The sequence below is a fragment of the Pseudoalteromonas sp. 2CM28B genome (assembly GCF_023161935.1).
The window spans coordinates 1-16,551 of record NZ_JALNTH010000068.1 but is presented as its reverse complement, the minus strand read 5'-3'; the positions used below and the strand labels follow the sequence as shown (position 1 = coordinate 16,551).

Annotated in this window: 13 protein-coding genes; 6 read left to right on the top strand and 7 right to left on the bottom strand. The window is 42.0% G+C overall.

Features of this window, described 5'->3' with window-relative positions; translation table 11 throughout:
* Nucleotides 1-321: 321 nt before the first annotated feature.
* A complete protein-coding gene (locus MTN96_RS35915) occupies nucleotides 322-828 on the top strand; it encodes a TetR/AcrR family transcriptional regulator (protein WP_024032749.1) in 507 nt (168 codons plus the stop codon).
* Between the two features lie 11 nt (nucleotides 829-839).
* Entirely contained in the window at nucleotides 840-1,898 is a 1,059-nt protein-coding gene (locus tag MTN96_RS35910) for an alcohol dehydrogenase family protein (protein WP_248534723.1), read from the top strand.
* Nucleotides 1,899-1,954: 56 nt separating this feature from the next.
* Here the strand turns inward: MTN96_RS35910 and MTN96_RS35905 are convergent, their stop codons facing one another.
* The 3 genes from MTN96_RS35905 to MTN96_RS35895 all read right to left on the bottom strand — a co-directional run bounded on the left by MTN96_RS35905 (nucleotide 1,955) and on the right by MTN96_RS35895 (nucleotide 5,495).
* On the bottom strand, nucleotides 1,955-3,181 hold the full coding sequence (locus tag MTN96_RS35905) for a threonine/serine exporter ThrE family protein (RefSeq protein ID WP_029773039.1): 1,227 nt from the start codon (nucleotides 3,179-3,181) through the stop codon (nucleotides 1,955-1,957).
* Nucleotides 3,182-3,288: 107 nt separating this feature from the next.
* Nucleotides 3,289-4,518 carry a glycosyltransferase gene (locus MTN96_RS35900; protein ID WP_248534721.1) on the bottom strand — a complete coding sequence of 410 codons (1,230 nt, stop codon included), beginning with the start codon at nucleotides 4,516-4,518 and terminating at the stop codon, nucleotides 3,289-3,291.
* Nucleotides 4,518-5,495: a LacI family DNA-binding transcriptional regulator gene (locus tag MTN96_RS35895; RefSeq protein WP_248534719.1), complete on the bottom strand. Its 978-nt coding sequence runs from the start codon at nucleotides 5,493-5,495 to the stop codon at nucleotides 4,518-4,520. Before MTN96_RS35895 ends, MTN96_RS35900 begins: the two co-directional genes overlap by 1 nt.
* Before the next feature lie 165 nt (nucleotides 5,496-5,660).
* On the opposite strand from MTN96_RS35895, the gene MTN96_RS35890 reads away from it, so the two are divergent.
* The 3 genes from MTN96_RS35890 to MTN96_RS35880 all read left to right on the top strand — a co-directional run bounded on the left by MTN96_RS35890 (nucleotide 5,661) and on the right by MTN96_RS35880 (nucleotide 9,377).
* Nucleotides 5,661-8,123, top strand: coding sequence for a prolyl oligopeptidase family serine peptidase (locus MTN96_RS35890; protein ID WP_248534717.1), 2,463 nt, complete (start codon nucleotides 5,661-5,663; stop codon nucleotides 8,121-8,123).
* A 68-nt stretch (nucleotides 8,124-8,191) separates the two neighbouring features.
* Entirely contained in the window at nucleotides 8,192-8,809 is a 618-nt protein-coding gene (locus MTN96_RS35885) for a LysE family translocator (protein WP_024032743.1), read from the top strand.
* A gap of 76 nt (nucleotides 8,810-8,885) precedes the next feature.
* Nucleotides 8,886-9,377, top strand: a complete 492-nt coding sequence (locus tag MTN96_RS35880; RefSeq protein ID WP_248534715.1) for a DUF2798 domain-containing protein — start codon at nucleotides 8,886-8,888, stop codon at nucleotides 9,375-9,377.
* Here MTN96_RS35880 and uvrA read toward each other — a convergent pair.
* The gene (gene uvrA, locus MTN96_RS35875) at nucleotides 9,374-11,935 is read right to left on the bottom strand and encodes an excinuclease ABC subunit UvrA (protein WP_248534713.1); all 2,562 of its coding nucleotides are present in this window, start codon (nucleotides 11,933-11,935) and stop codon (nucleotides 9,374-9,376) included. The two genes, MTN96_RS35880 and uvrA, sit on opposite strands and share 4 nt — an antisense overlap.
* Nucleotides 11,936-12,127: 192 nt before the next feature.
* Between uvrA and MTN96_RS35870 the strand changes: the two genes are divergently transcribed.
* Nucleotides 12,128-12,538: a hypothetical protein gene (locus MTN96_RS35870; RefSeq protein ID WP_024032740.1), complete on the top strand. Its 411-nt coding sequence runs from the start codon at nucleotides 12,128-12,130 to the stop codon at nucleotides 12,536-12,538.
* 16 nt (nucleotides 12,539-12,554) lie between these two features.
* Here MTN96_RS35870 and MTN96_RS35865 read toward each other — a convergent pair whose 3' ends face one another.
* Genes MTN96_RS35865 through MTN96_RS35855 form a run of 3 tightly spaced genes read right to left on the bottom strand, consistent with a single transcriptional unit; the run spans nucleotide 12,555 to nucleotide 16,261 of the window.
* The gene (locus MTN96_RS35865; protein WP_248534711.1) at nucleotides 12,555-13,343 is read right to left on the bottom strand and encodes a LytTR family DNA-binding domain-containing protein; all 789 of its coding nucleotides are present in this window, start codon (nucleotides 13,341-13,343) and stop codon (nucleotides 12,555-12,557) included.
* The gene (locus MTN96_RS35860) at nucleotides 13,340-14,380 is read right to left on the bottom strand and encodes a histidine kinase (RefSeq protein ID WP_308200750.1); all 1,041 of its coding nucleotides are present in this window, start codon (nucleotides 14,378-14,380) and stop codon (nucleotides 13,340-13,342) included. Before MTN96_RS35860 ends, MTN96_RS35865 begins: the two co-directional genes overlap by 4 nt.
* Nucleotides 14,381-14,407: 27 nt before the next feature.
* Complete coding sequence (locus MTN96_RS35855) at nucleotides 14,408-16,261, bottom strand: CIA30 family protein (RefSeq protein ID WP_248534706.1); 1,854 nt, start codon at nucleotides 16,259-16,261, stop codon at nucleotides 14,408-14,410.
* Nucleotides 16,262-16,551 lie beyond the last annotated feature (290 nt).

Here is a 16,551-nt window from a genome sequence, read left to right as displayed (position 1 = left end):
TAGAAAATGTTTAGGATTTAAAACACCAAATGAAGTCTATAATGAATTAGGTGGTGCACTTCCAATTAGAATCTAGGATTGTTAATTTATAAATAATTAAAGTGGGTGTCATAGTTATGGCTTTATTATGACTAAGAAAGATTAAAGGGATGCCATATCTATAAATATCTTCATATATTTTGAACTCGAGGGCTTACCTCGTTTGTTAATTTTAAGATGGGTGTCATAGTGATTATTTTGTATAAATCTGTATTGGTTGACATGTAGAATGAATGCTCTACCATATTGGGTAGAGCATTCATTCTACATGAGTTAAACATTATGCTAAAACAAGATATAGCTGCTGCGCTTGAGGTGGCCTTTAGTCAACATGGTTTTGCTGAGCCTAGTGTGGCTAAGCTGCAAAAACTCAGTGGCGTTAGTTTGCGCACCCTTTATAAATATTACCCGTCAAAGCAGGCAATGATCATTGCTGCGCTTGAGTACCGACATAATCGCTATATTAATTTTTTACTTAAAAATGCACCTGCTCCGGGAGTTGAGGCGGTTTTGCACATGTTTGATCAACTAAAAGCGTGGATGGTGCAATTTGCGCCTAATGGCTGTTTATCTATTAATGCGTTGTCGGCGTTTCCTGAAGATGAAGCTATTAGCCTTGCGGTGCAAACACATAAAAATGACGTAAAAAAACTGCTAGGTGAGCAAGGTTTAAATTCATCGTTGGCTAGTAGCTTGTTTTTGCTGCACGAGGGAGTGTCGAGTGCATGGCCAGTTATGGGCGATGAGGCGGTTACATCAGCAAAAAACAGTATTCTTAAATTAATATAATGGAGCAACCAATGGCAAATTTACCTAGCACAATGCACGCTGTACAGCTTACCGAGCATGGCGATTTTGATGTATTAAAGTATGCAACTAACTTACCGTTGCCAGCGCTTGCACAAACCGATGTACTTATAAAAGTTATGGCGGCAGGTATTAATAACACAGATCTTAATACCCGCACGGCGTGGTACGCTAAAAAACAAAGCAGTAAAGACGATGCAAGTTGGTCTGGTGATGCGTTTGTTTTTCCTCGTATTCAAGGGGCAGATGTATGCGGCGTAATTGTGGCTGTTGGTAAAAACGTAGATCAAAGCCGTATTGGTGAGCGCGTTATTGTTGAGCCATGTTTAATTAAAGCTAATGGCGAAAAGCTTAAATCGCCATGGTATTTTGGCTCTGAGTGCGATGGTGGCTTTGCACAGTTTACCCGCGTTGACTCTATTCACGCTTATAAAATTAATAGTAACTATAGTGATGAAGAGCTGGCCTCTTTTCCGTGCTCATATTCTACGGCCGAAAACATGCTATTTCGCTCAAACCCACAGCAAGGGCAAACCGTTTTAATTATAGGCGCTTCTGGTGGTGTTGGTTCAGCGGCGGTGCAATTAGCTAAAGCACGTGGCGCTTTTGTTATTGCCATTACGAGTAAAAGTAAGGCGCAGCAGCTCAAAGAGTTAGGTGCTGATAAAGTTATATTTCGTGAAGATGATTTAATTCAAGCCTTAGGTAAAAACAGTGTTGATGTAGTCATTGACCTTGTTGCCGGCGAGCAATGGCCTGCACTACTGGAGGTATTAAAACCAAAGGGGCGTTATGCGGTGTCGGGCGCTATTGGCGGGGCATTAGTAGAGCTTGATATACGTACTTTGTACTTAAAAGATTTAACTTTTTTTGGCTGTACAGTTATAGAGCCTGAGGTATTTAAAAGCTTAGTTAACTTTATCGAACAAGAAAAAATAAAGCCTATTGTGGCGCAAACATTCCCATTGAGCGAAATTGTTACAGCGCAAAAAGTGTTTGCACAAAAACAACACGTAGGAAAAATTGTACTCACTATTCCCCATAGCGAATAGTACGTTAAACAACAAAGCCCGTTACAAAGTAAACGGGCTTTTAAATGGTAACAAGCTTATAAGCTTTTTTTAGGCGGTAAAGCTACGTTTGCAAATATTAGCCCTGCTACAAGCGACATAAATATTAAAAACGTTTGCTGGCCTATATGCTCGGCGTAAACAAAGTCTTGGCCTTCAATAAGCGAGTTTAAGCCAATATACGTTTTACTGCCGGGTACCAGTACAATTAAGCCTTGCATGGCAACAATGGAAGCTGGCGCATTTGCAACGCGGTTAAATAAGTTACTAAACACTCCAACCGAAAGCGCACCAACAAATGTGCCTAACGTGTAGTCAAGGTACATAGCCGAACCAATACTCGTGCCATAGGCTATAAAACCAGATGCGATTGACCACCCAGCATGTTTAAGTTTGGTTCTAAATATCACTATTAAGCTGCTACAAAGTAAAAATATAGCCAGCCACGCAGTCCAGCGCGGCAGTGGCTCGGGCTGTACAAAATCGGTTTGGCCAAATATGGCAAAGCCAATGCCTATGCCAATAAAGGCGCCAAAGTACAGTTTAAATAACAGCATAAACGAGTCCATAACCCGCGCCGTACCCGACACCAAATGCCTAGCTGCAAGTTCTGCTAAACCAAGCGCTAGCGCTAAACCAGGTATAAATACAATAATGGCTGAAAGCACCACTAACCGTATATTTATATCGGGCGAAATATACACACTTATTGCACAAGCCAGCACTGCCGATACTATAGCAACAAGGGGCTCTAGCATGTGAGCAACCCGTTTTGAGCGCCCCGACCACAGTACAAACACATACACCACTAAAGTAAGCAACGCAGACCAAATAACGTCTGTCCAACTGGTACCCATTAGCATGGCAAATGCACCCCCCGATGTTGCAAAAGCAATACCGGTAACAAATTTATTGTACGGGTTTGGCATGTCGTAAATGGCATCAAGCTGAGCATCAACCTCTTGTAAGGTGAGCTTGTCGTCGAGCATTTGATTAACTAAGTCGTCGGTGTCGGCAAGTGAGCCTAAGTCGTGATCGCCTGGGTCTACGCGTGCCACGTGGGTGTATTCGTCTTCGTGGCCATCAGTCCAAATTACAAACGTTACCGAAGTTGGCGACATAACAAAAGACGATTTAAGTCCTAAGTAAGTGGCCACTTCCATTAAGTGTGCTTCTAGGCGGTACGCAGGGGTGCCGTACTTATGAAGCATTTTACCTAATTTAACGATAAATTTGCGTTTTTCAGTAAAGGTTGCAGTTTTCAAATCTTGTATGGACCAGTGTGTAAATAAATTAGCTAAAAGTATAGGCTAAAACGCCCATTTGTAATGGGCGCGATTTTAAACACAAATCTGTAGGAGTCTAGTCATTTTTAATCTAATTTTCTATTTTTTTCAGCAATCCATTGCGCCATATATTGCGTACTGCGCATAGTATGGTGTTTTAACATTTGTCCGGTGAAGTTTTTTTCCCTATGCGCTTTTAAATCGTTGCTTATAGAGTCAATTTTATTAATTAACGCCGCACTTAATTTTACTTTGTCGTACAAGGTATTAAGTAGCGTATTGCCAGCTTGTTGCGCGTGTTCAAAATCGGCTTGATTGTTGTAAAGCTCAACGGCTGCATTTGCAAAATCGTCGGTATTATTAGTCACTTTACCAGGCCATGGTAGTTCGTTGTGCATGCCCTCACTGCCTATATTGGTAGTTACGCTGGGGGTTTGCATTATCATTGCTTCTAGCAGCTTGCCTTTTATACCTGCGCCAAAACGAAGTGGGGCTAAACATACGCGTGCGCTTTGCATTACCTCATAGGCGTTATCGGCCCAGCCTTTTATTAAAAAACCGGTTTTAGGGTTATTAAGTGCTGTTGCTTTTGGTGGCGGGTAAGAGCCATAAATATGCAGTTCTGCTTTTGGTAATTGCTTGCGAATAAGCGGCCATATTTTTTGTAAGTACAGCACGGCATCCCAGTTGGGGGCGTGTCTAAAGTTACCTATGGTCATAAAGTGCTGACGTTGTTCAAACGATTTAGTTTGAGCAGGTAAAGCAGTTAAATCGACCATAAAAGGGAGATGATGTAATAAACTGGCTTCTACGTTAAATACACTACTAAGTAATTGCATTTCAAAGCTTGAAATAATTAAGCTTAGGTCGCAGCGCAATATTGCGGCTATTTCGCGTTTTGCTATGTCTGAATGTAAATCGCTGGTGGTAAATTCTCGCTCGCCTTTGTGCGCTTCGTGGCGCGCATTACGTAGGCATTGTAAATCTTCGGTATCGAGTATTTTAAAGGCATTGGGGCAATGTTTATCTACACGCCAGCCAAATTGCTCTTCCATCATAAAGCGGTCAAACATCACTATGTCTGGGTTGTACGCTTTAACGTACTCATCAAAACTTTCGCAGTTTAAGGCAATGCTTTGACTGGTTATACCAAAGTGATCTAGGTTTACCATGTGCTCGGTGCGTTGTGCTGGGGTGGCAAATTCTACTTGCCAATTTTGCGCTTTAAACGCGTTTAATAACGACATCATGTGCGTACCCGCAGCAGACGAATTTGGCTCTGGCCATACGTAACCAATTACCAGCACTTTTTTCATTACGGTGTTTCTCTAATTTGTAGGTTTACATTTACCAGCGTTTTTACTGGCGCAGTGTTTGTTTGAAGTTGTTCTTGCAGCACTAAAATACTGCGCTTAGCAAGCTCTTGCGTGTTTATATTGGCGCAAGTAAAGCGAGGTTGCATTTCGGTAATATCAGGAATATGTAAGCAGCTTACTATATTGCTTTTTAAATGCGGGGCAGCGGCTAAAACGCCATGCGCAATTATATTATTAGCGCATACAACCGCGTCAATACTCGGATTATTAAGTAATGTGCTACTAAATATTTGCTTAGCATGTAATGGGGTGTTTTTTGTGCACGTAATAGCTGGCTCAGGGGTTATATTGTGTTTTTTACACGCGCTATTAAAGCCACTTAATAAACCCTGTGCAGATAAGCTTTCATCACCCATAAAGAGTATGTTTTTAGGCGAATTATTTATTAGCTGCAATGTTACTACATGGCTTGCTTTAGTGTAGTCGGGTAAAACACACGGGGCTGAGCTGTAAGGTACTTCGTGCATTAGGCTAATAACATGGTAGGCAGCAGCAAGGTTGTCGAGCCACTGCGCACAGGTACTAGCCACAGGGCAAATTATAAATGCAGCCACTTTGTATTCTTTTAAATTATTTATTAGCTGCGTTTGGCGCTCTACGCTGTTGTTACTACTAACAATAATGGCCTGAAAAAAAGCTTCGCTTAATGCCTGCTCAATATTTTTAGCAAGCAATGCCATAAGCGGGTTTGTTAAATTGTCAATTACTACAACTACTAAATTAGAGCGCCCTGAGCGCATAGCCGCTGCATCGCGATTATACACATAACCTAGCTCATCTATGGCTTGTAACACTTTTTGTTTGCTTTTATCGGCTACTTTATTACTCTGCGTAAGCACCAGCGATACGGTCGATTTAGACACCCCCGCACGGTGAGCAACATCAAAAATAGTGACCGATTTAGCTTTGTTAGGCATGGTATTTCAAGCGCGCAGTAGTGAGTAAATAGCTGCGTAGTGTAGCGTATATAATGCGTTTAAGTCATCTTTTAGCCCTGTAATTTAAAGCTTAATACTTTATGAACAGGGCAAAACATGTTTATATACCTTTTATAATCTTAAAAATAACAAAAGGATAAAAACATGAACGCATTTAGGCTGTTAGTTGCCTTTATTTGTTGTGTTGTAATAATGCCAAACAGCTATGCTGAGCAAGGTTATCAAACACCTTCGCCTGAGCTAGCCGCTGTGGTAGATGCCAAATTAGCACCCACTAGTTTTTTATCGAGCGATGGCCAATGGCTTGCTTTATTTGAGCGTAAGCGCGTAGAGACGCTTGACGAGCTTGCTAAAGATGAGCTTAAACTTGCGGGTATAAAGCTTAACCCTGCTAACTTTTCGCGTTCGCGTGTTAGCGCTAAATACAGCGCGCTTGAGCTTAAGCATGTGCAAAGCGGCACCGTTATTAATATTAATAATTTACCAAACGGTATTATTCGCTCGCCTAAATGGTCATCTAACAGTAAATATTTAGCATTTGTTGTAGAGCAACAAAACCAAGCAAATTTATGGCTTTATAGTGTAGAGACAAAGCAAGCTAAAATGCTCTCAAGCGCAGCGCTTAACTCAGTTATTACCGCTACGCCTTACCAATGGCTGCCCGATAGCAGCGCTCTGGTTGCAAATTTAGCGGTTAATATAGGTAAACCCGCGTTAAAAAACAGCAGTCAAAATGTAGTGCCTGTAATACAACAAAGCACAGGCGAAAAAGCCCCAGCGCGTACTTATCAAAACTTATTAACCAGCCCGTTTGACGAAGCACAGTTTAAATTTTACGGCCAAGGGCAATTAGCTTACGTAACGCTTGATGGCAATACACAAGCCATTGGCAGCCCTGCATTATTTAAATCGTTTACGGTATCGCCAGATTCAACCAATATATTAGTTGCTGCGATAAACGAGCCGTTTTCGTATCAAGTACCGTACAGCCGTTTTGCCAGCACTTGGCAAATATGGGGAATGCGCGGTTACGCATTAGCCGAACTTGTAAAACAACCACTTGCCGATAACATTCCACAAGGTTATGACAGTGTTCGCACCGGCCGCCGCGATTTTGAATGGCGCGCGGATCAAGGCGCAGAAGTTATTTGGGCCGAAGCGCAAGATGGCGGCGATATGAAAACCGATGTTAAGCACCATGATTATATTTACAGCCTACGCGCGCCGTTTAAACGCGAGCCTAAGCTGTTTGCTAAAGTAGAGCGCCGCTATGCTGGTATAGTTTGGGGCAATCAAAATATTGCCATGCTTAGCGACTGGCGCTTTAGCGACCGCCAAGTGCGCACGTATGTTATTCAGCCACGCAATGCAGATAAAAACCGTGTGCTTTTTTCTGAGCGAAGCTATAACGATGCGTATAAAAACCCAGGTAGCTTTATATACGAGCGTAACGATTTAGGCGCCAACGTTATTAAAATTGTTGGCGGGCGTTATATGTATCTGCGCGGTAACGGCGCGTCTGAGCAAGGTAATATTCCGTTTTTAGACCAGTACGATGTAAAAACGAATAACAGCAAGCGTTTATGGCAATCACAAGCGCCATACTACGAGCGTGTTCGTGCATTGCTTGACGACGAAGGCGAGCGCTTTATAACTGTGCGAGAGTCTAAAACCGAGCAACCTAACTTTTTTATTCGTGATTTAGATAACGATACTCTTACGCAGCTTACTAATTTTGCTCATCCGTACCCAGCATTTAAAGGGGTTACAAAAGAGCAGTTACGTTACAAACGTGATGACGGGGTTGAGCTTTCGGGCACGCTTTATTTACCACCAGGTTACGATGTAACCCAAGGCCCGTTACCCGTACTTATGTGGGCGTACCCACTTGAATACAAAGATAAAGCCGTAGCATCACAAGTGCGCGAATCGCCATACGAATTTACTTACATTGGTTACTGGGGCCCTATGCCTTACCTTGCTAAAGGTATTGCCGTATTTGACGACCCTAAAATGCCTATTGTAGGTATTGATGGTAGCGAGCCAAACGATAACTTTAGAAAGCAGTTAGTTTCAAGTGCGCAAGCTGCGGTTGATGTGCTGGTTAAAAAAGGCATTGCCGATAAAAACAACATTGCTATAGCAGGGCACTCGTACGGTGCATTTATGGTGGCAAACCTATTAGCGCATAGTGATTTATTTAAAACCGGTATTGCTCGCAGTGGTGCTTACAACCGTACCCTAACGCCGTTTGGTTTTCAGGGGGAAGAGCGTGATTTTTGGCAAGCACAAAGTGTGTACGCTAACATGTCGCCGTTTTTCCATGCTGAAAAAATTAATGAGCCAATGCTGATGATTCATGGCAAAGAAGATCCTAACTCTGGAACTTTCCCAATGCAAAGTGAGCGTATGTACGCAGCGCTCAAAGGCTTAGGTAAAGACGCTCGCTTAGTTATGCTCCCTTACGAAGCCCACGGTTACCGCGCACGTAAAAGCTTATTACACGTACTGTGGGAACAAGAGCAGTGGCTAGATAAGTATTTATTGAGTGATACCGCAAAGCCAGTAGAGGTCATTACTCAGCCAGTGGCAAGCACTGAACAATAGTAGATAATAGGTAACCAATAGCGCGGCTACTTTAGCCGCGTTTTTTGCTTTTAATATAGAGAGAAAAAATGATTGATGTTGCAGCGCTTGCCGTTTTTATTCCTACCTTCTTTTTTGTATCTATCACACCGGGTATGTGTATGACCCTTGCCATGACATTAGGTATGAGCATAGGTGTAAGGCGCACATTATGGATGATGATAGGTGAGCTGTTAGGGGTCGCAAGTGTTGCTATTGCTGCGGTATTAGGTGTTGCAAGCGTAATGCTAAATTACCCTAATGCGTTCGATATTTTAAAATGGGTAGGCGGTGCATACTTAATTTATATAGGTATAAATATGTGGCGCGCAAAAGGTAAAATGTCGATTGATACACATAGCCCAAGTGATGTAAGCCGCCAGTCGCTATTTACGCAAGGTTTTGTTACTGCAATTGCTAACCCAAAGGGCTGGGCGTTTATGATCTCTTTACTACCGCCATTTATTAGCGTTGAACACGCACTCGCCCCGCAACTGTTAGTGCTTGTTTTAGTTATTATGATAAGCGAATTTATCTGCATGTTAGCGTACGCCACAGGCGGTAAAAGCCTACGTTTATTTTTAAGCCGTGGCGATAATATAAAATGGATGAACCGAATTGCAGGCAGCCTTATGGTGCTAGTAGGCATATGGCTGGCATTAGGGTAATTAAAGAACAGTTGATATTATCAATTAATTTGATATGGTTGATTTTGTCATCTATTTTAAGAGAAATACCTGTTTAATGAATACGCCAGCTTTAGTAAATTCTGCGCTCGTAGAGCCTAAAAAAACACCGATCATTTATAAAATAATGGTGATGGTAAGTATTATTGTTTTTGTAGGCGGCAGCTTAACAGGCATTATGACTTACACAAATGTAGGTATAACTGAGCATTTTTATATGGATTGGTTTACTTCGTTTTTAAGTGCGGTGTTGGTTATGGCTCCTTTGGGGTTTGCAATGACAGCTCTTATGAATGCCTTGGTGGCTAAGTTATTACCAAAAGCAAGTGAGCTAAAACGTAATTTAGTGATTAGCGTTTTTATGGCGCTTACCATGGAGTCGCTAATGGCGTTTGTAACCGCTACTAACAATATAGGTTTTGCTAATATGCGCTTATTTTATACCGCGTGGGTAGAGGGGTTATTAGCCGCGCTACCCATTGGTTTAACATTAATGCTTGTTATGTCGGTTACTGTAAAACCTAAATTAGAGCGATTTTTAAAAAGCTAAAGTGCGCTTTTTAAAAACGTTGCCGTGCGGCTATGCTCAGATTGAGCCACATCTTCTGGTTTACCTTGAGCAACAATTAAGCCGCCTTCGTCCCCGGCTCCTGGGCCAATATCAATAACCCAATCGCTGTTACTGGCTACTTGCATATCGTGCTCAACCATAATAACGGTGTTGCCCGCATCAACTAAGCCATTTAACTGCGCCATTAACATGGCTACATCTTTTGGGTGTAGGCCGGTGGTTGGTTCATCTAAAATATACAGCGTATCGCCGCGCTGCGCACGTTGCAGCTCTGTGGCAAGCTTTATGCGCTGGGCCTCTCCGCCCGAAAGCTCTGTAGCAGGTTGCCCTAAACGTAAATAACCAAGGCCCACTTGTAAGAGCGCATTTAACGCACGTAAAATAGCGGGTTCATCGGCAAAAAATGTATGCGCTGACTCCACCGTTAAATTAAGCACATCGGCAATGGTTTTATCTTTATAGGTAATGTCGAGTGTTTTTTTGTTATAGCGCTTAGCGTTACACACGGGGCACGGCGAATACACGCTCGGTAAAAATAACAGCTCAATGCTTACAAAGCCTACGCCTTCGCAGTTGTCGCAACGGCCTTTTTTCACATTAAACGAAAAACGACCTGCATCGTATTTACGCGCTTTTGCCTCTTTGGTATTGGCAAACAATTTACGTACGTGATCGAACAAACCAGTGTAAGTAGCAAGGTTTGAGCGAGGCGTGCGGCCAATGGCTTTTTGATCAACCGTTATTAGGCGCTTTATATGCTCAAGGCCCTCGGTAATTTTGCCATGGGTTGGTGTTTGGAGTTCTTGATCAAGCAAGTCGGCTTCATCGGTAGGCATTGGCGGCGGCGTTTTTTGTCCTAAAGCATCTTGAATAAGCTCGACTAAGGCTTGGCTTACTAAGCTTGATTTACCTGAGCCAGAAACCCCCGTAACACTTGTAATAACCCCAAGCGGAAATTCGGCACTGATGTTGTGTAAATTGTTACGCTCAATACCACTTAGCTTAAGCCAGGCTACTGGCGTACGTTGAGTTTGATGATTTGGCTTTGCGTTATTGTTATGCTTAAAAAGATACTGACTTGTATGTGAGTTGCTCACTTGCTCTAAGCCTTCAACTGGGCCGCTGTAAACAATATTACCGCCATGCGAACCCGCATTTGGCCCTACATCAACCACCCAATTGGCGTGGCGAATTACACTTGTATCGTGCTCCACCACAAATACTGAGTTACCAGCCGCTATTAGCTCATCTAGGGCGCTTAAAAGTGCTTGCGTATCGGCTGGGTGTAAACCTGCAGAAGGTTCATCTAGCACATACACAACACCAAATAATTTTGAGCGAATTTGCGTTGCAAGCCGTAAGCGTTGTAATTCCCCAGCTGATAACGATGGCGTAGTACGCTCAAGCGATAAATACCCTAAACCAAGTTCGGAGAGTGCTTCAACGCGTTTGATAATGTCGCTTGTGATGCGCTTTGCCACAATGGCTTTTTCGGGGTTGGCTGCGTTACTTTTAGCGGGGTTATTGGCAGCAATGCTGAGTTTTTCTGCCAGTTCGCCAAGTGTTAACTGCGAAATTTCGCCTATATCAAGGCCTGCTACTTTAACCGATAACGACTCTTTTTTAAGTTTTTTTCCTTCGCACTGTGGGCATTGTGATATTTGCATATACTGCGATACGCGCTTTTTTGTGCGTGGGCTTTGGGTACTGGCAAATGATTGTAAAACAAAGCGTTTAGCACTTATAAATGTACCCATGTAGCTGGGGCTTTCTTCATTTTTAATAGCCGCTTGGGTTTGCTCAAGCGTGTACTCGGGAAACACGGGTACTGTGGGCGTGTCGTCGGTAAACAAAATCCAATCACGGGCTTTTTTAGGCAGGGTATACCACGGTTTATTAATATCGTAACCTAACGAGGTAAGAATACGGCTTAGGTTTTTACCTTGCCAAGCTGGCGGCCATGCTGCAATGGCGCGCTCTTTAATTGATTTAGTCGGGTCGGGCACTAACAGTTCTTCGGTTACGTTAAATACACGGCCAATACCATGGCACTCTGGGCAGGCGCCTTGTGGCGTGTTAGGCGAAAATGCATCTGCATACAGTATACCTTGCCCTTTGGGGTATTCTCCCGCGCGTGAGTAAAGCATTCGCAGCGCGTTAGAAATAGTGGTTACACTACCCACCGATGAACGTACCGAGGGCGCACCACGCTGTTGTTGTAATGCTACCGCGGGTGGCAGCCCTTCAATCGAATCTACATCAGGCTCATCTACTTGGTCTATTAATCTGCGCGCATAAGGCGATACCGAATCAAGATAACGATGCTGTGATTCGGCAAATAATGTTCCAAAGGCGAGAGATGATTTACCCGAGCCCGATATACCAGTAAAAACAACAAGTGAATTACGGGGCAAGTTTACATCCACATTTTTTAAGTTATGAACACGCGCGCCTCGTACTTGAATGCTGTGCTCTGGGTTTAATAAAGCCGATTGCGCATTACTAACCTCATGTAACTTTTTAGGTGTGGTTGCCATGTAATTTACTCCTGTTTAATAACCATGTGTTTATTAACGTGCCGCAAAGTACTAATACTAATGGGGCGTCACTGAATGAGCGCTTAGTTAGTTTGCTAAGCTTTTAATAGAGTGTTTACATAATAGGTAAAAACTGCGAGTATAAATTTCAATCAAGTATTAAAGCATCTAAATTTAAAAGGACGTTTAATTGTGGCAAAAATTGTCGTTAGCTTTTTATTTTTATTGGTACTTTGCGCCAATGTGTGTGCAGCGCAAAATAATGTACTAAACGTTGACCGAGCCATACCAAATAGCATGCACTTATCGTTTCCAAACGATAATAATATAACGCCTAAAAAGTCTGACTTTTCTATTGCAAACTATGTACTTATGAGCAACAAAATAGGAGAGCGTTGGGCGGTTATTACCCTTACTAATTTAGCCTCTGGCAAGCGAGAGCTTAATCAAGAACACGTGTTAGCGCTGTTTGCAGATGGCAGCAGGCTAACACCAAGTGAATTTAAATTAGGCTTTAAAGGCAATCAAACACAGTCGGTAACGGTATCGTTTGCTGAGCATACGTTTCCTATTTTAAGTGTGTATACCAGTAATGATCAGTAACATGTTTTTAGATAAGTTAAATATGTAGCAATTGCTTTAGTTTATCGGCACCGGCTCTGCTGGTGCTTAGCTCAGATTTAATTTCGTCATTTACAATCACCATTAGCTTGCCGTTAAACCAACGCTGTATTTCTTTAATGTGGTCAACGTTAACCAAATAACTGCGGTGGATCCGTACAAAATTATGTGCTGCTAAAGCATGCTCAAGTTGATCGAGCGTATCGCTTAAATGATGAAATGTATCGCCATTCCACGCCAAACTATTGCCTTGCTCCGATTTAATAAATTTAATGTCACTTGGGGAGAGTAAAAATATCCGCTCACCGTTTTTACTAATGAGCTTATTTATGGTGTTTTTGGTTAATGTAAAGGTTTGCTCGTGTTCTGGGTTGTTAACTTGGCAGTGGGCACGCTGTTGCTCTAGTTGCTGCTGCGCTTTAGCGAGAGCTTTTTTTAATCGAGCAATAGGAAAAGGTTTGAGTAAGTAGTCAGTTGAGGCGTGCTCGAATGCTTCAATTGCAAATTGGTCATACGCGGTTGTGTAAATAATAATGGGCTGGTAGTTAAGTAAATCAATAAGCTCTAAGCCATTAATTTCAGGCATTTGTATATCAAGTAATACCACATCCGGAGTTAGCTCATTAATTAATGTTATGGCCTCTTTGCCATTTGTGGCCATACCCACTACATCGACATGCTCCATTAAACTCAATTGATGGCTTAATTTTTCGCGAGCGGGAAGCTCGTCATCGGCAAATAATACGCGCATTTTAGTTACTGTATTTGGCTGGTTTTTGCTGCTCATAGTGTTAGCTCCAACGTAACCACTGCACCATTATTATTGCTCAGTATTACCTTACTTTTACCAAGTTGTTTAACGCGCTTGAGTATGTTTTTCATCCCTACACCACTGCCATGGCCGTGTTTTATTACCTCGCTCGAAAAACCCTTACCGTTATCGCTAATTTGTATTTTAACGCCGTTAGGTAGCTCACTAAGCGTTATATTAAGTATTAACGACGTTTGTTGGGCGTTGTGTTTAATGGCGTTTTCAATAATTGGTTGAATAAGTAGCGGGGGCAGCGATATGTTTTTAAGCGTATTGGGAATGTGGTAATTAACTTTGAGTTTATCGCCAAAGCGGGCTTTTTCAATATTTAGGTACTTTTCTATTATTGTAAGCTCTTGCTGTAAAGGTATTTGTTGTTGCTCTGCGGTGTCGAGGGAGTACCTTAAAATGTCAGCCAGTTCATGCAGTACTTCATCGGCTAAATCAGGGTTTGTATGAATATAAGCCGAAATTGTATTTAAGCTATTAAACATAAAATGCGGGTTTAGTTGGTAGCGCAATGTAGCAAGTTGCGCTTGTTTAAGCGCGTGTTTTTCGGCTGTTGCGCGTTTTTTGTTTTCAATAAAAATACTGGTAAAGTAAATACACGAGCCCCAAAGTAAGCCGTTAAAAACAACAAACACCCCCATCGATTTGTGCCCATCAAAAAGCTGTGTGAGTACTATATCGGTAAGCACATTACCAAGTGCCATAAATACAACTGCAATTAACCATTCAAACGCTATTTTGTTAATGTGTTTATTGCGCAGGTAAAAAATAACCGCTGCCGCACTCCAAACAGGAACCCAGTAAAAAGTAACAAACCACACCGTAGCAGCGAGTGCACTACCCGCAGTAAAGGGCGCAGAGTTAGCAATTATGAGCCCAAGGGCATAAGCAATATCTACAACAAGTAAAATAAAAAAGCTGTATTTATAAAAGGGATGTTTGAGCATAGTAGGTGCTTCTTTTTGTAATTGATTAAACCATAACAAAAAACAGTCAAAACCCAAAGAGTTTGTGTTTTGACTGCTACTCTTTTAAAAGTAAGTTAGCTCTTTGATTTGTAGAGTATTTTTTAATGGCTCATTGCTTGCGCCTGGCATTTTTCGCCACATTAAGTTAACCCCAGTTAATTCAGTGGCCGACCACGTAACGGGGCTACCAAAGCCAAATTGTTTAAATGTAGTGAAAGGAATATCAAGCGTTGTCCACTCATCGCGCGGTTTTAAAAGTACACTAAAGTGATCCCAATCTTTTACATCATTATGATAAACAGACAAGGCAAAAGGCGTGCTTGAACCTTTATATGTTAGTCGAATACCTTTAAATGATGAGGCATCAGCCGGCGATGTAAATTTTATTTCAGCGCCCGCCCACGCGCCAAAGCTGGTTGGCTTTGTAATGGTTGTATCAATCGTTAAGCTGTTTTTATTTGTGGTAAGTGTTGCCACAGACTGACCACCCATTACCGAGTCGCTCAAGGCCTGCCATGGTGTATCACCGGTAAAATCATCAATAATATTCTGCGCTTGGCGGCTTTTAACTTCTTCATTACAAGTGGGGCCTTGTGGTGTTATAGCCTTGTTTTGCGCAATTAAGGCTGGGCGGTCTACTTGTATACCTGCTTTATAAACCTCTGAGATAGTGTGAATGTGGTTTAAATCATCAAGCGGGTTTTGTTTAAGCAGTACAAAGCTTGCCTCAAAGCCATTAGCCAGCTTGCCAATGCTCTCGGCTTTATTAATCGCTTTTGCGCCGTTAACAGTGGCTGCATTAATTATTTCACCATTTGTTAAGCCTGCTTTTTTAAGCGCATCTAGCTCGTTATGTAACCCAGTACCGTGCAGCGTGTAAGGGTTTCCGGCATCAGAGCCTGTACCAATAGTTATATTAGCTTTATGTAGCTTTTGTATATTTGCATAAGCGGTTTTACGCTCCTCCCACGCGTGCTCTTTCCATTTTGAAGGTGCAGGCACGTTTTCAAACAAACACCCTTGAAGCTTTTCGGGAATGGTTTTTAGTAACTCGCTTTGTGAGCTAATAGTATGGTTATGTTTTTCATCGCTATGGTTATGATACACCGCAAGGGTAGGAATATAGGTTACATTATGCTGTTTCATTAGCGTAATAAATTCATCGTCAATCGCTTCGCTATTAATACCGTGCGCTAAAGCCGTTGCACCGGCTTTAATAGCGCGTTTAGCATCATTTAATGTAGAAACATGCACAAAATACGGTAAATTAGCCGCTTTAGAGCGTTTACCTAGCTCGCTTAATTGGCTATCAGTTAACGATTTACCCACATCGCCAAAGGTTTCAATAACCGCTTTAGTTACATGTGGCTTAGTGCTTATATGTTTTTGCCACAGCGTTGCTATGTCTTCATCTTTTGCAATTTCGTATGCGTGGCCGCCAAACTGCGTGCCGTGGCCGCCAGGGTTGGTAAACAAAGTCCCCGCATAAAAAAGGTTAGGGGTTAGTTGGGCTTCTTTTAATTGAGCGGCTTCGTTTAGGGTTTGCTCAAACGAAAACAAATCAACAATATTAGTTACGCCTAAATACAAATTAGAATTAAAGTGCGATTTAACCGGCAAATACTGAAACTCAGTAAAGTTACTGCCCGATGAACCCAAATGTACATGTAAATCAATTAAACCAGGTATTGCATATTGGTTGTTAGCGTTAATTGTTTTATCTGCGTTTTTAAGTGGGTCGCTCGCTTTAGTAATACTTACTATTTTACCATCATCAATATACAGCGAACTTGGCGCAGAAAAGCTTTGCGAACTGCTTTGGTATAAACGAATGTTGTCTACTCGCAGGTCAATGGCATACGCACTAAAGTGGCTTGCTAAACTCAGTGCTATAACTGTTTTTGTAATAATGTTCATGACTATATTCCTTATCAATAAATAGGTATTTGGCGTTTTGTTGATAAGAAATTTAGCGAGTTTTTTAACCAGCTTCATTAATGTTTATCTGAATCGACATTATAAGAGGTTGAACCGACACAAAAGTAAATAAGCGTTGTGGTGGGGTGCTCGGGCTAACTAAATTAAGCTTTTAAAGGACCGCTATGAGCGATGAGCAGACGGTTGGTTAAACTCGTTTTTGGACAGAAACGTGTCAGGGACTTTTCTAAATTAGCAACGCACAGATAGCAATACGTACGGCTGTGTTT